This is a genomic window from Neobacillus sp. DZ-9 (assembly GCF_059587065.1).
Map to the genome: position 1 here is coordinate 511,874 of NZ_JCAIOL010000005.1, position 15,189 is coordinate 527,062.

Sequence of the window (15,189 nt, forward strand, 5' to 3'; positions counted from 1 at the left end):
ATGGCTTAATATAAGGTTAAAAATTCATGAAAATGTAGGGATTGAAAAAAATAGGTGATACCATTAAAAGGAAACGTTAGCACCTTTCAATTGATCCATTTTTATATGGACATTACTTTTAAGTGAAATACGTTTGAATAGGAGTGAATCAAAATGAAATATCCTTTATTAACAATTGTTGTTCCATGTTTTAATGAAGAACAGGTATTAAAAGAGACTTCAAAACAATTGTCACATGTGTTAGTTGATATGATAAAAGATTCACTTGTTTCAGAAGAAAGCAAAATCCTATTCGTTGATGATGGCAGTAAAGATCGGACTTGGGAGTTAATTGAGGAACAACGTAAGATAAACCACCATGTCACTGGTTTAAAACTCGCTAGAAACGTTGGACATCAAAATGCCCTTATAGCGGGACTAGAAACAGCTAACAAACAATCCGATTGTATCGTCTCAATTGATGCTGATTTACAGGATGATATAAATGTCATTCGTACATTTGTAGAAAAGTTTTGGGAAGGTTTCGATATTGTTTATGGTGTAAGAGATAAACGTGATACCGATACTTTTTTTAAACGTACTACTGCATTGGGTTTCTATCGGAACATGGCAAAGCTAGGAATAAATCTTATTCCTAATCATGCTGATTTTCGATTAATGAGCAAACGTTCATTGGATGAATTATTTAAATATCAAGAAACTAATTTATTCCTTCGGGGACTTGTTCCACTTGTAGGTTTTCCATCTACAAAGGTTTATTATGATCGAAAAGAAAGGTTTGCTGGAGAATCAAAATACCCATTAAAGAAAATGCTTCTATTTGCTTTTGATGGAATTACATCTTTTAGTGTCTCTCCGATTAGATTTGTGACATTTTTGGGGTTTTTATCTATAATTTTAAGTTCTATTGCAGGTGGTTACGCATTTATTCAGGAGATTTTAGGACACACCGAAACGGGTTGGACGTCATTAATACTTTCAATTTGGTTTGTAGGAGGGCTTCAGTTATTGGGTATCGGAATTATTGGTGAGTATATTGGTAAAATATACAATGAGGTTAAAAAACGTCCTAGATATGCTGTTGAAATTGATTTATTCTCTAATGTTAAAAGGGCTGAACAACCAAAAGAACTACAATTTGTTAAGTGATTAAATTACTATATTTTAAGTATGGTAAACCATTGAACATCGAATTTATTTATTAAAATTCAAAGGAGGTAAAAAAGGGTTCGCTACTTTAAGTAACCAACCCTTCTTTATTTGTATTATTTTTATGACCATAGTCATAACAATCAAAAGGTAATTATCCTAGACTATTTTCTATGGCAAAATCGATTCGGTTTTCCATTAGCGTTTTAATTTACAACTTAATGTATATTTTCCAGTTTCTTTTTTGCAAGCTCGCGAATGACTGGCAGTGGGTCTTTTGTCTGTAAGTCGTTTAGCTTTGCGTGGAGGGCTGCATCGTGGCTCTTGGAAACGGCTCGGACGGCAAATTTTCGTACGCCCACATCTGCATCATTAAGCAGGTTTAATAAAATCGGGCTGGCATTGTTTGCTTGCATATTTTGTGCGCTTGCAGCTACAGAAACCCTCACTTCCGGGCGTGGATCAGTCGCAGCATTCGCCAGGATGGATTGGGCCTTACTGTCAGAAATCCTGCTAAGGGCAAAAACCGCCCGTGATGCCATCCATGCCTCATTGTCCTTTAATAACTGTTCCAACAAGGGAATCTCTGAGGGGCCAATACCTGCAAAAACATTATCACTCGGCTCAATTGCACTTAATTGATTTCTCAATTGATTGATTGTCAAAGCCATTGTATGATCCTCCTTAGCAATTTCGGCTTAAACCGCTGCTTAGCATTGTCGAATATTCGTTAGACGAGAGATTGGGAGGCACGTTTGTCCAACCGACGTTGGGCCACATGAGGAAATCACTGTTTGTTGGGACCCTGTTATCTACATGCAATAGCCCTAGAACGTGCCCAACCTCATGTGCCACAAGCCATCTAGAATTTGACTGAACGACCGCTGCACCCGGCTGTCCATCTGGATGTGTTGCACACCCTAAGAAGTTGCCTGACCCGCCAATTAAATTTGAAACGATGTAGACGACGATATCATTATTCGCAACGTTGTTTCGATTACTATAAAGATCTCTTTGTTCCTGTGTAGGCTGCCCAAGCATACAATTACCGACATCAAGATTCAAAAGCGGCTGTAAATTTCTATTACCACTTAGGTCCTCTGTAGTTCCCCGATAGACTGCTATACCGCCTTCAGCGAACAGATCCTGCATCGCAGTAAATTGATCATTAATAAAGGTATTTATCGAGTTATCAATCGCGATTAAGGACTTGAAGTGTACCACGACGTTTTCGCGGCACGGCCTGCCGGTATTACCTGCTAGTGACCATTTTAACTGGTTACCATCATGTGAACCAAGCCACCAATTCCCATCACCAGGATAATAGAAGAGGATCTCGGATCTGTCGGACCTGCTAAAATTTCCAACCCAAAACGGACGGCCATCGTTGATCGCATGTCCGAATCCCTTGGTATTTCCGGCGAATGTCCAGTTCAGTTTGGATCCATCATGTGACCCCAGCCACCAATTATCATCTCCTGGATAATAGAAGAGGACCTCGTCTCGGTCGGCACGTGAGAATTTACCAATCCAAAATGGACGGCCATCATTGATGGCATGCCCAAATCCTTTTGAATTGCCGGCGAATGTCCAGTTTAGTTTAGTCCCATCATGTGATCCCAGCCACCAATTGTCATCTCCGGGATAATAGAAAAGAATGTCTTTTCGGCCATTTCCATTGAAATCACCGACCCAAAACGGCCGACCATCGTTAATGGCATGCCCGAATCCTTTTGTATTTCCTGCTAATGTCCAATTCAGCTTGGTCCCATCATACGAACCCAGCCACCAATTGTCATCTCCGGGATAATAGAAAAGCACCTCGTCCCGATCCGCACGCGAAAAGTTGCCAATCCAAAATGGACGGCCATCATTGATTTTATGCCCGAATCCTTTTGTATTACCAACTAATGTCCAGTTCAATTTGGTCCCATCATGCGAACCCAGCCACCAATTGTCATCTCCGGGATAATAGAAGAGGATGTCTTTCCGTCCATTCCCATTGAAATCTCCCAACCAAAACGGACGGCCATCGTTTATGGCATGCCCGAATCCTTTTGTATTGCCGGCTAACGTCCATTTAAGTTGATTTCCATCATGAGACCCCAACCACCAATTGTCGTCTCCTGGATAATAGAAAAGCACTTCTTCCCGGTCAGTACGTGAAAAGTTGCCAATCCATACTGGACAGCCTTGAGGTGAATTACCGAAACCAACCGTATTACCGGCAAAAGGCCAGGAAAGTTTTCCTCCTGGACCTTGATGTGTGCCCAGCCACCAGTTCTTGTCTCCATAATAAAAGAATAGGACATCCTTCCGCCCATTCCCATTGAAGTCCCCAATCCAAATTGGGTGTTTACCATCAGATAAGTTTCCAAATCCAGTGTAACAAGTCATAAAACTCCCCCTTTTTTCTCATTCAAACAGGTTTACTTGTCCTAATTCGCACCTTTTCTTTAAAACTCTAAAATATCTAAGTTGAAATAAAGTATTAGCAAAAGGTTCATAATAAAGAACAATTCCTTCCTCCAATCGATTTGTATGGAAAGAAATAACAGATTATTCCACTTTAATGATTTTTTTTATGCAAATGAAAAAGTATTTAACAAATTGGGATAGAAAAGTATATCGAAATCCAGAAGGTGAGACTGTATCTTTTACCGAGACAGTAGCTGATTTAAGAACGATACTAAGTGAGTTTAATTAAAGGTGAAAGAGGGTGGCAATCATTAATACAAGCTTTTAACATAGTCAACACAAAAAAGCCCTTCGCGAAATGGGCTTTTCATTTGTACGTTTAGTTTTGTAAAAGCGATAATCAAGACCCACTGGATGCAGCACTTAAAGAACTTATTTTATTTCCAAATATTCATTATAGGTTTAACGGATTTACTTTTTCCGGCATGCTGTAATCCGTAAATATCCTCGATTGTACGTAAAAGAATGAAGTGGTTTAACTTTTGGTTGAATTCCCCAGTTTTTACCATAGGACCGACAAGAAAGGTTGGGATTTTGTTACTCTGGGAATAGTCATCTTCATCCCAGGTCACTATTAACAGGCTGTTATTTTTTTTTGCCCATTGGATATAGGATTCTACGTGTTTCTTTAGCCATTTGTCTCCTTGCTCAATGGTTCCATCATGCATGTCATTTTGGAGATTAGGAATCATAAATGAAACGGTTGGCAGTTGGCTAAAATCTGTTGGGAACTCTTCTAATGGTTTATTTACTTTTTTCGGTACATTAGTGAAGTTAACCCATGGATTATGCTTGCGTACATATTCATTGTTGTATTCTCCATTAAAACCGATTGAAGGCAAATCTTCCGAATAACCCGCAAATGATAATTTTTTTCCAATAAGTTCTTTAGCTAAATTATCGGACGAGAATTGTGTTTTTGGAACATGATCGTCCTGAACACCTTGATTGGATCCAGAAAACAAATCCAAATAATTTGGTTGGCTAGGATGCTCGATTGCATGATAGTTTGTCAAGTTGGCACCCTGGGACATAAGAGAATTGATATATGGTGCCGAAGGATTTCCCATAATCTGTCGTTTCGCATGATTTTCCTCGATCACGATAACGATGTGATCAAATTTTGGAAGTTCTACTCTTTTTGATGAGTTGGAAGACAATGGATTAACCGAAATATGTTTTTGGGGATCACTCTGTGAACAAGCACTTAATATAAACATAAATGAAAGAATTACTATTCCCCATACTTTCACCTAAAAACTACCTCTTTTCTTCATTAATTCATTAGTTTCCTAGATTAGATATATCACTTATTCTCTATGTACTATCTTTTAACCTTCTTGAACTATGTTTTATTAAGAAAAACCGGGCAATAACCGGAGGGAACTGAAAAAACGGTATAAAGCAGGGAAAAAGCTTTTCATCCTAATATAAAGAACAATCCAGTCAAAGAGAATCCATTACAGGAAAAACCCCATACTTCTAAAAATATCACAAAAAAACATAAATTTTACACAATCTAATTTTGTCCGAATTTTCCTATAATTTAATTATCCTGTTATGTAACCGTTTGCATGGTAGGGATAATTTTTTTGATAGAGGAGGGCTATAAAAACCTAGATAGTTTTTGTTTAGAGAAAAAAATTCAAAAATTTTAGGGAGGGAACAAGGTTGTCAAAGAGACCAAAATATTTTAGAAAGATTGTTATGTCGTCACTTGTTTCAAGTATTGCAGCTACAGCCATCGCGGGAGGTGTTTTTGCTGCGTCTCCTAGTAACTCCAGTTCAGGGGGCAACCCACCGGCCCATTCAAATGCGGGCGGTAAGAAGGCACCATCTGTTGAGGCCCATGTTAAGCCTATTATTAAAATTGGTCAGCGCCTGTTTAAGGATCTCAATGCCAACGGCAAAGTCGATCCTTACGAGGACTGGCGTTTATCAACAGAGAAGCGGGTTGCAGATCTCCTCCCCCGCATGAGCATGGAAGAAAAGGCTGGAATCATGCAAATCACATCACTAAGTACTACTAGCATCAACGATTACATTAATAACCGCCACATTCGTTACCTAATCATCCGAGATAACCTTACAGCAGCAGATCTTGCTACACGGGCGAATCAATACCAGGAAATCGCTGAAAAAACGCCACTTGGGATCCCGCTCGTTTTCACCTCCAACCCTAGAAATCACATTAATGAACAGAATGAGTTCGGAATCAGTGAGGCTTCCGGTCAATTCTCGACTTGGCCTGGCACGCTCGGCCTTTCGGCTACACGAGACCTTGACCTGATTCGCGATTTTGCCGAGATTGCTCGTGATGAGTGGCGCTCTGCTGGCATCCAAAAGGACTATGGATACCAAATTGAAACTGCGACTGAACCGAGATGGCGCCGTATCTCAGGCACCTTCGGCGAAGACCCGGCATGGAATGCGAAAATTGCCAAAGAACTAGTGCTTGGCTTCCAAGGAGAGGAGCTTAGCAGCCAATCTGTCGCACAAACCGTTAAGCATTTCCCTGGGGACGGTGCTGTGGTCAAGGGCCTCGATCCGCACAATGAACCGGGACAGTACGCTACTTACCCAACACCAGGCAGCCTATACAAATACCAGCTGCCACCGTTCCAAGCTGCCATTGATGCCGGAGTAAGCTCAGTCATGTCTTACTATAATGTACCGAAAAATGAGGGCAGTGCCGAACAGCTTCCGCGTGAGCTTTGGCAATCTGAGACCCAGCAATTTGAAGAGGTCGCCGGCGCCTACAACAAGACCATCCTCACTGACCTTCTCCGTGAACGGATGGGCTTCAAAGGCTATGTCAACAGCGATAGCGGCGTGTTGACCAACCGCGACTGGGGAGTTCATGACCTGACCATTGAGGAGAAATTTGCTAAGGCAATCGATGCAGGAACAAACATTTTCTCTGACAACAATGACCCAAGCGGACTAATCTCTGCTGTAAATAAAGGATTAATAAAGGAGAAGGACCTTAATCCTTCCGTGTCCCAGCTGCTTACTGAAATGTTCAACCTTGGACTTTTCGAGGACCCATATACCGACCCGGCAGAAGCTCAGAAGATCGCCAGCTCAGAAAAATCACAGGCCAGAGCGGACGAAGCGCACCTTAAGTCCATTACACTTTTGCGCAACAACCAAGGTATGCTGCCGTTGACTGATGAAAAAATCGCAAATACAAAGCTATACGTTGAAGTTTTTAGCGGTAATAATAGTGCCGCTCGAACAGAAGCACTGAAGAAACAAATTTCGAAGGAAGACCCAACAGTGACCATTGTAAATACGCTTAGCGAGGCAAATGCCGCTCTTGTTTGGCTGCGTCCAAGCCCATTCGAGTTCCCTGATAACTCTACTGTTGACATTAAACTAGGAACAAACACCGGCGTTGACGTTGCGAAGGTGAAACAAATCGAAGCAGCCGTCCCAACAACCCTTGTAATCAATATGACCAATCCATGGGTGATTGATGAGGTAGAGCCTGCAGCTGCTGCAGTCGTAGCTACTTACAGCGTCAAATCTGATGCACTGCTGGACGTTCTGCGCGGACGCTTCAATCCAACAGGTAAGCTTCCAATCACAATCCCAGCCAATCAGGAAGCTGTCGAAAAGAACGCGTCAGATGTCCCTGGATACGCGGAAAAATTCGACTACACCTACACAAATGCTGCTGGCGACGACTACACCTTTGGATTTGGTCTAAGCTTTAAATAAAAGGGAAGAAAGAAGATAAAGAGAATTGCTCAGTTCATATTGGACTGGGCATTTCATTTCTGAATGGAGAATGATCTTTTAAAGCAAGTTAGGCTGATAATTAGAATTAGATGATTATGGTAGTTGGTTTGATCACATGAGATTTTTTATTGAAAGAAAACAATAATAATGCTAATTTTAAAATATATTATATTAGTTTATTAAACTAACAAAATAGTATAAATACCTTTAAATACAAATCCTACCTAAAAAAATCACAAATTATCCTAAAAAAAGAACATTCAAAAACATTCATCAGATTCTTAAAATGAAAGAAAGGTAAACGTTTTCAATATGGGGGGGAATCAAATGAGTGTCATCAAAAAAATAGGGTTAGTCATCGATACTATTTTTGAAAAATTCACTCTATTTTCGTTAGTAGCTTTAATTTTGGTCGTAACCACACAAGTTTTGACCCGGAAATTATTTAATTTTGTATTTTTTTGGTCAGAGGAAATCACGCTTTTATTGCTTGCTTGGTTTGCCTTTATGGCAATAGCGGTGGGATTTCGAGAGTATATCCATTTAGGAATTGATTCTTTCACGAATTTATTTCCTAAAAGCTTTAATAAAGTCTTAGATAAAATCATCAGTGCCTCCATTTTTGCTTTCGGTGTATACCTGGTGTTTCAGGGCTGGGACTTTACAGTATTGATGATGGAATCAACACTGCCGGCTACTAAACTTCCAAGCAGTATCACTTATGCGGTTATGCCCGTTACAGGAGTAATGATTTGCGTTTATTCACTTTTACAATTCTTAAACATCAACACCACTCGTCACAAAGAGATAGAGGAGGGTATGTAATTTGGACAGCAATACAATTGGAATTATTATCTTACTTTCAAGCTTTGTCCTATTAATCTTACTTCGGTTTCCAATTGCCCTTACGCTTGTTGCATCGTCATTATTAACGGTTATCTATTTAGGGATACCACTTCCGGTAGTTGGCCAGCAAATGATCCAAGGGATGAATTCCTTTTCTTTACTGGCAATTCCGTTCTTTATTTTAACTGGGCAAATTATGAGTGAAGGGGGACTGGCTACTCGGATCGTGAATCTTGCTAGTTTAATGGTTGGTAGAATCCGTGGAGGACTTGCCATGGTTAACAGTGTTGCTGCACTTTTCTTTGGAAATATATCCGGATCAGCGGTAGCAGACGTTTCCTCCGTTGGCTCCGTTATGATTCCAATGATGAAAAAGAAGGGCTACGAAGCAGATTACGCTGTTGGTGTAACGATTGCCTCAGCGATACAAGGTGTAGTCGTCCCGCCAAGTCATAATCTTGTTCTTTTTTCGTTAGCAGCCGGTGGGGTTTCCATCGCTAGTTTGTTTATGGCTGGCATCGTACCAGGCTTTATTATGTTAGTTTCCTTAATGATTACGGGTTACATTATTGCAAGAAAACGCGGCTATCAAAAAGCAGACCCTGTTCCTAAATCAGAAATTGCCGGGATTCTTATACACGGACTTTTATCATTAAGTCCTGCGGTCATCATTTTGGGCGGTATCATGAGTGGCTGGTTTACCGCAACAGAATCTGGAGCACTAGCATGCTTGTATTCTTTTATTCTAGCGTTTGTTGTCTACAGAGAAGCAAAAATATCTAATATATGGAAAATATTAACCCGAACAATGCGTACGGTCTCAATGGTATTTTTCTTAATCGCAGCTTCTGCATCCTTTGGCTGGATTTTAGCCTATTTGAAAATACCATCCATGGTAACTAACTTATTTTTAAGTATTTCAGATAATCCGCTTATTATTCTATTGATTATTAATATATTATTGCTGCTTCTAGGGGCACCAATGGACATGGCGCCAATGATTTTAATTATGACACCTATTCTCCTGCCGGTGGTAACGAGTTTTGGAATGGATCCGGTACATTTTGGAATCGTCCTTATCTTAAATGCAGGGATTGGGCTTTTAACGCCTCCAGTTGGTACCGTACTGTTTGTTGGCTGCGCGATCGGGAAGGTCTCGATACAACAAGGGACAAAAGCGATGATGCCATTTTTCTACGCATTACTAATTGTTCTGCTGGTTATTACCTATATTCCTGAGGTTGTCATGTGGCTTCCACATCTGTTAGTTAAGTAACCGAAGGATAGGTGAAAATAAAAAAAATTTTAAGGAGGGTTATAGAAATGAAGAGAAAAAAGATTACAGGAATTCTTGCAGCAACGTTGTTAATGGGTACCATCCTAGCCGCTTGCGGAAAAGAGGAAACGACTAGTTCAAAAGAAGGTGGTTCAAAAACAGAAGAACCAAAGTATACCTTCCGCTTGGCCGATAATCAGCCGCCAGATTATCCAACTGTTGTGGGTGACAAAAAGTTTGCTGAATTGGTAGAAGAAAGATCTAACGGCCGAATTAAAATTGAAGTATTTCCATCCGCGCAATTAGGGGATGAAAAATCCGTTCTAGAGCAGGTTCAGCTTGGAGCCATCGAGTTTACACGGATTAATTCCAGTCCACTTGCCGAGTTCAATAATCAGTTTACGGCTCTTGGGCTCCCATATGTATTCGAAAGTGAAGAGCATTTATGGAATTTCCTAAACGGAGATATGGGAACAAAATTGTTAGATGGATTAGAACAGTCCAAAATGAAAGGGCTTGCTTATTACGATTCAGGTTCACGAAGCTTTTATTCTACGAAACCACTAAAAAGCGTGAAGGACTTAAAGGGTCAAAAAATTCGCGTACAGCAGAGTAAGATCAATATTGATTTCATGGAGGCCCTTGGTGCAAGTGCTACGCCAATGCCATATGGGGAAGTATTTAGTGCCCTGCAAACAGGAATTATTGATGGTGCAGAAAATAACATCCCAAGCTTAGACTCTTCTAACCATTATCAAGAAGCTAAAAACTTTATTTTAGATCACCACCAACGAATCCCTGAAGTCCTGTTAATTAGTAAAGCGGCATGGGATAAGCTTTCAGAAAAGGATCAAAAACTTATTAAGCAAGCTGCATTAGATTCAGTAAAGACACAAAGAGAAGAATGGGATAAGTGGGAAGAACGCTCCACTAAGAAACTGAAAGAAGCTGGAGTGATATTTACTGAGGTTGATGATATGACTCCTTGGAAAGATGCTGTTAAATCAATGGTTGATAAATACTCAAAAGATTATAAAGAGGTAATGGATGCAATTGAAAAATCCCGTCCATAATCGATAAACTGGCATTCAACCTAGTTGGTAAATATTTGTATTTATCAACTAGGTCTTTTCTGTTTGAAAAATACAAATGGTAAGGAATGGATCACGATGACGAAAACTTGGAGAAAAATAGTGGCGTTTATTGAAACATACATTCTCTTAAAAAATCAGTCACTAATGATTAAACTATGCGTTTTCTCCAGTTTTCTGGTAATATTTCCTGTGCTTTCAGTTGGCATCATTTCATACAAACGTTCATCCGTAGAGCTTGAAAATGAACTTCGACAATCAAGCAGGCAGGTAATTGATCAAGTAGAGACCCATATTGAATACTATCTACAGGATTTTGAAATTACCAGCCTAAAAATGATCAATTCTCCAGAACTATCAAGTCTATTGAAAATGAAGTCATCAGAAAGTAAAGAGCATTTGATCGAACCGACACGAAACACCCTAAAAACAGCAGAATATTCAAGAGCAGATATCTCAAATATCACGATTCTTCTTGATGACGGTCAGGTCATTGATACGCTTGGTAAAAGAAATTTCTATCCAGCCATGAAAATGAGAGAGGAATATTGGTATTCCTCCGTCCCGTTAAATGGGATGAGTATGCTTGTCACAAGGAGGCTAAAATTAGAAAATAATGAGCAGCCTGTTATTTCACTAGTGAGGAGGCTATATAACCCAAGAACCCTCCTGCCAGTAGGCATGCTTATTATCGATATTAATTTCCGAAGGATTGAAGAAATCTCTAACAAAGTAACGATTAGCAAAAATGGCTATTTTTTCATATTAGATGCGAATGGACATTATGTTTATCACCCCGATTATTCGAAACTTGGAAGAAAGGTTGAATTCAAACAGCTTTCCCAACTAAAAGCAGAAGAGAGCAGCACGGAAATATTAGAAAATAAACGAAAAGATTTTGTGACTTATACCTTCTCACGGAATCTAGGCTGGAGGTTTTTAACAGCTGTTCCCTACCGAGATTTAACGGGTGGGATGATTCAAATTGAAAAAGCCATATCTCTTACCATTATTATTTCTTTAATCGCGGCCTATTTGATCGGTTTTGGATTTGCGACCAGTATCATTCGGCCCATACGTCGTCTCCAGCATTTTATGAAGGAAGTGGAAATTGGAAATCTAAATGGTAGAGTAAGAGTGGATTCAAAGGATGAAATTGGACAATTGACTGCGGGGTTTAATAATACGGTAGAAAAACTTTCGAATCTCCTAGAAGAAGTGTATGTCTCGAAGTTAAAAGAGGCGGAAATGTCACTTAAACAAAAAGAAGTTGAACTAAAAATGCTTCAGTCACAGATGAATCCCCATTTTTTATACAATTCACTTGAAACCATTAGGGGAATGGCTTTAGAGGAAGATCAGCAAAATATTGCCATTATGTCTTTCTCGCTCGGAAAACTACTACGGTATAATCTGAATAATTCATCCTCCACTGTTAGTCTTAGGGAAGAAATAAATTTTTCTGAAATGTACCTTCGGATTCAAAAATTTCGTTTTGAAGATCGTTTTGAGTTTAAGTTTGATATCCCTGATTGGGCTATGGAACTTAAGGTGGTAAAGTTTTCACTCCAGCCTTTAGTGGAGAATTGCTTTGTTCATGGGTTTGGTCCGGATACTAGAAAAATAGAAATTGTGATTTCTGCCATTCGTCAATCGGAGTCTACCTTCGTGATTCGCATTTTTGACTCAGGTAATGGTATAGACGAAGACCTTTTAGAAGAGATAAGGAATCGCATTCAACAAAGAAGGACTTCTATGGACGGGAAAAATATAGGAATCTTAAATGTTCACCAAAGGATTCATTATTTATTTGGGTCTGAATATGGAATCACGATGAAAAGTGAGCAGGGTATTGGGACAGAAGTATTAATCCATTTACCTTTTCCAGATGATAGGGAGGGGGCGAAACAATGAAAAAGAGAACGATCCTGTTAGTTGATGATGAGAGATGGGTTCGAACTGCTCTTAAATGGACAATCAAGCAGTTGAATCTTCCCTTGAAGGTAACCAATGAATGTGAGAATGGATTAGAAGCACTTGATTGGATCAAGCAAAATGAAGTAGACCTTGTCATTACGGATATTCGGATGCCAATAATGGACGGACTTTCATTTGTAAAGGAAGTGAATCATTTAAAAAAGAAACCAGATGTCATCGTCATCAGCGTACATGACGATTTCCAATTTGTTCAAAAAGCCCTTCGAAACGGGGTAACGGATTACCTGTTAAAACCAGTGGAGGAGCTCGATTTAAAAGCATGCCTTGAAAAATGGCTAGACCAACTAGATCAAGCAGAGTCAAAAATGAACGCACCCAATATAGTGGATGAGAATCTGCCTTCATCCACGATTGAAAGAGTTTTGCATTATATAGAAAAGACCCCATTAGACCAAATTACACTGAAAGATGCAGCAGAAAGCGTCCATATGAATCCTAGTTATCTCAGTCAATTATTCAAACAACAACTAAATAAAAAATTTGTTGATTATATTACCGAGCTTCGAATAGAGGAAAGTAAACGTTTATTACAAAATACATCGTTAAGAATGTCCGAGATTGCGGAAAGAGTCGGATATTCCGATTTAGCTTATTTTAGTAATAACTTTAAAAGGATAATCGGTTTTTCACCATCTGAGTTTCGGAAATCAGTCATCACTCCATAAAATGAAAGAAGTCTAGAGACAAAAAAATAAAGGGTTCCGTTTTCGGGTGCTTTCTTAATAAATGACACAAGAAATGACGTATCATTGGCATACGTCATTTTCTTACTTCTGTCCATTTCAGTGCCGTTTTGAGTACCAATATAATTGATCCTACTTCAACTAAAGGGGCAGTTTAGATGAAGAAAAAATAAAATTTATTGGAAATTTTTTAGGATAGTATTTAATTGAATAGGAAATTGTAATATTGTCAAAAATATTTCCTTTACGGAAGGATGTTTTTTTATGGAGAAAAAACTGTTAAATTTACTCACATCTTTATGTTTTATTTCTTTACCATTTTTGTTTAAAGGATCAAAAATGAGAGAAAATCTCGTGATCTTTTTCTCAAAAGGAGTAATTGCAACTCTTTTAGATGCTTATGTTGTTGGAACGAAAAGAGTTGAATATCCAGTTCGTCCTTTTCCAAAAATTTTTAAAACGAATATTATTTATGACATATTATTTTTCCCGATTTTAAGTGTTATATGGGTTAAGATTTCATATAGTGACAAACTTTGGGGAATATTACTAAAAAGTTTAATATTTAGTGTTCCTATGAGTGTTGGTCAATGGTTTATGGAAAAGAATACTAGATTATTTAAATGGAAAAAATGGTCACCATTCCATACTTTTGCCAGTGTTAATTTGACTTTATTTACGATTAGAGGGTTCGTTGGTTTAATAAAAATATTAGATAAGTTTAAAGGTAAGCAAAATATAACTGAATATTAAAGGGATATTGTTTATCGTTTTGGAATTCACTATTAATGTCAACAGTTTATTTAACCAAGCTATCATGTTTAGTTTTCTTGGGGAAATAAAAGTCGCTGCAAGAGTGGTTGATCAACAATGGCTTATGTTTAACTCTTGTGTTTATATGTTTGCCTTGTATGATGCTTATAAATTTGCGGAAGGGTTAGGAATTGGATTTATCATTCGTCATATTTTAATAAAAATTGCTCGTAATCCTAAATATAGTGGGAGACCTTCCTAAAAGGACAACATAAGCACCTCTAAGCGAAAATTGGACTGAAAGATAAATTTTACTTTATTTTTAACATTATCTAAAACAATGGTTGCTACGGCAACCCTTTTTTATTCAGGTGAAAAAATTTTGAAATAATGTAATTAAACTATAGGGTGCTTGAGTTTAATTAAGGGTTGCTGCGGCAACTCTTTTTCTTCTTCCGCTAACGGGGCAGGTGTGCGGCCGAGCCTAGGTCGTATCATATAGCGGGTGGGATTCCCGTCGAGTAAGAACCAGCCATTCGCTCGTAGCGAGTCTTGGAGGGCTAAAGGTAACTTTAGTCTTTAAGCGTAGACAGTTAGGTGGCGGGCCGAAAGCCAATTGGTTGAAGGGATTGAGCTCCATAATGTTAGTAAAACGAGAGGGCTGATGCTTTACCTGCAGCAGAAAGCTACATTTTATCCTTCGTTTAAGGCAAGATGGATAAAACCTCTCTGGAGTCAGAGACCTTGGCACGTTACACATTGATATGATACGGCAACTCGGGAGACCCTACCGGTCTTTTCTTGTAAGAAGAGTATGGTGTACATGCGATAAAAAGTAAGGAAGCCAAACGCCGGTGTAGGGAGTCGGATAGCAGCGTAGTACCAATGAAGTTGGGTAATGCCGATGGAGGAAAGGCTAGCTACCAGTTATTACCCTTAGTAGGGAAACATTTTCTACACACAGAGGTAGGAATATGAAATGGAAACAAAACTACTATGGATAGCAGAATTAGCAAAATTGTATCTAAGAAAAGAGATTAGCTACAGTCTGTAAACGATAACTAGGAGGAGCCGTGTGCATTAATAGTGCAAGCGAGTCTGTCTAACAATTTTCACCTTTTTCCCACTTTCCCGATAGGGAAACCCATACTATTGTCGAATTTGTAATATA

General features: G+C 38.9%; 12 protein-coding genes. 9 read left to right on the plus strand and 3 right to left on the minus strand.

The window, feature by feature from the left end; all coding sequences use genetic code 11:
* Positions 1-153: 153 nt before the first annotated feature.
* Positions 154-1,149: a glycosyltransferase family 2 protein gene (locus AC59HZ_RS17375; protein ID WP_496547041.1), complete on the plus strand. Its 996-nt coding sequence runs from the start codon at positions 154-156 to the stop codon at positions 1,147-1,149.
* Positions 1,150-1,367: 218 nt separating this feature from the next.
* Here AC59HZ_RS17375 and AC59HZ_RS17380 read toward each other — a convergent pair whose 3' ends face one another.
* The 3 genes from AC59HZ_RS17380 to AC59HZ_RS17390 all read right to left on the minus strand — a co-directional run bounded on the left by AC59HZ_RS17380 (position 1,368) and on the right by AC59HZ_RS17390 (position 4,880).
* Positions 1,368-1,820, minus strand: a complete 453-nt coding sequence (locus tag AC59HZ_RS17380) for a HEAT repeat domain-containing protein (RefSeq protein ID WP_496547042.1) — start codon at positions 1,818-1,820, stop codon at positions 1,368-1,370.
* A 13-nt stretch (positions 1,821-1,833) separates the two neighbouring features.
* Positions 1,834-3,546, minus strand: coding sequence for a hypothetical protein (locus AC59HZ_RS17385; protein ID WP_496547043.1), 1,713 nt, complete (start codon positions 3,544-3,546; stop codon positions 1,834-1,836).
* Positions 3,547-4,004: 458 nt separating this feature from the next.
* Positions 4,005-4,880, minus strand: a complete 876-nt coding sequence (locus AC59HZ_RS17390) for an alkaline phosphatase family protein (protein WP_496547044.1) — start codon at positions 4,878-4,880, stop codon at positions 4,005-4,007.
* A 418-nt stretch (positions 4,881-5,298) separates the two neighbouring features.
* Here AC59HZ_RS17390 and AC59HZ_RS17395 point away from each other — a divergent pair, with 418 nt between their 5' ends.
* The 8 genes from AC59HZ_RS17395 to AC59HZ_RS17430 all read left to right on the plus strand — a co-directional run bounded on the left by AC59HZ_RS17395 (position 5,299) and on the right by AC59HZ_RS17430 (position 14,280).
* Complete coding sequence (locus AC59HZ_RS17395) at positions 5,299-7,350, plus strand: glycoside hydrolase family 3 protein (protein WP_496547045.1); 2,052 nt, start codon at positions 5,299-5,301, stop codon at positions 7,348-7,350.
* A gap of 348 nt (positions 7,351-7,698) precedes the next feature.
* Complete coding sequence (locus tag AC59HZ_RS17400) at positions 7,699-8,196, plus strand: TRAP transporter small permease (RefSeq protein WP_496547046.1); 498 nt, start codon at positions 7,699-7,701, stop codon at positions 8,194-8,196.
* A gap of 1 nt (position 8,197) precedes the next feature.
* Positions 8,198-9,493 carry a TRAP transporter large permease gene (locus AC59HZ_RS17405; RefSeq protein ID WP_496547047.1) on the plus strand — a complete coding sequence of 432 codons (1,296 nt, stop codon included), beginning with the start codon at positions 8,198-8,200 and terminating at the stop codon, positions 9,491-9,493.
* Between the two features lie 47 nt (positions 9,494-9,540).
* The gene (locus AC59HZ_RS17410; RefSeq protein ID WP_496547048.1) at positions 9,541-10,566 is read left to right on the plus strand and encodes a TRAP transporter substrate-binding protein; all 1,026 of its coding nucleotides are present in this window, start codon (positions 9,541-9,543) and stop codon (positions 10,564-10,566) included.
* Between the two features lie 96 nt (positions 10,567-10,662).
* Positions 10,663-12,498, plus strand: coding sequence for a sensor histidine kinase (locus AC59HZ_RS17415; RefSeq protein WP_496547049.1), 1,836 nt, complete (start codon positions 10,663-10,665; stop codon positions 12,496-12,498).
* On the plus strand, positions 12,495-13,247 hold the full coding sequence (locus AC59HZ_RS17420) for a response regulator transcription factor (protein WP_496547050.1): 753 nt from the start codon (positions 12,495-12,497) through the stop codon (positions 13,245-13,247). The genes AC59HZ_RS17415 and AC59HZ_RS17420 overlap by 4 nt, the downstream gene beginning before the upstream one ends.
* A gap of 282 nt (positions 13,248-13,529) precedes the next feature.
* Positions 13,530-14,018 (plus strand): CBO0543 family protein, encoded by a 489-nt coding sequence (locus AC59HZ_RS17425; RefSeq protein ID WP_496547051.1) that lies wholly within the window; start codon positions 13,530-13,532, stop codon positions 14,016-14,018.
* Between the two features lie 7 nt (positions 14,019-14,025).
* Positions 14,026-14,280, plus strand: a complete 255-nt coding sequence (locus AC59HZ_RS17430; protein ID WP_496547052.1) for a hypothetical protein — start codon at positions 14,026-14,028, stop codon at positions 14,278-14,280.
* The last annotated feature ends 909 nt before the right edge of the window (positions 14,281-15,189 follow it).

Coding starts and splice junctions, on each gene's coding strand:
- AC59HZ_RS17375 (WP_496547041.1), top strand. CDS start 154: ATGAAATATCCTTTATTAACAATTGTTGTTCCATGTTTTAATGAAGAA.
- AC59HZ_RS17380 (WP_496547042.1), bottom strand. CDS start 1,820: ATGGCTTTGACAATCAATCAATTGAGAAATCAATTAAGTGCAATTGAG.
- AC59HZ_RS17385 (WP_496547043.1), bottom strand. CDS start 3,546: ATGACTTGTTACACTGGATTTGGAAACTTATCTGATGGTAAACACCCA.
- AC59HZ_RS17400 (WP_496547046.1), top strand. CDS start 7,699: ATGAGTGTCATCAAAAAAATAGGGTTAGTCATCGATACTATTTTTGAA.
- AC59HZ_RS17410 (WP_496547048.1), top strand. CDS start 9,541: ATGAAGAGAAAAAAGATTACAGGAATTCTTGCAGCAACGTTGTTAATG.
- AC59HZ_RS17415 (WP_496547049.1), top strand. CDS start 10,663: ATGACGAAAACTTGGAGAAAAATAGTGGCGTTTATTGAAACATACATT.
- AC59HZ_RS17420 (WP_496547050.1), top strand. CDS start 12,495: ATGAAAAAGAGAACGATCCTGTTAGTTGATGATGAGAGATGGGTTCGA.
- AC59HZ_RS17425 (WP_496547051.1), top strand. CDS start 13,530: ATGGAGAAAAAACTGTTAAATTTACTCACATCTTTATGTTTTATTTCT.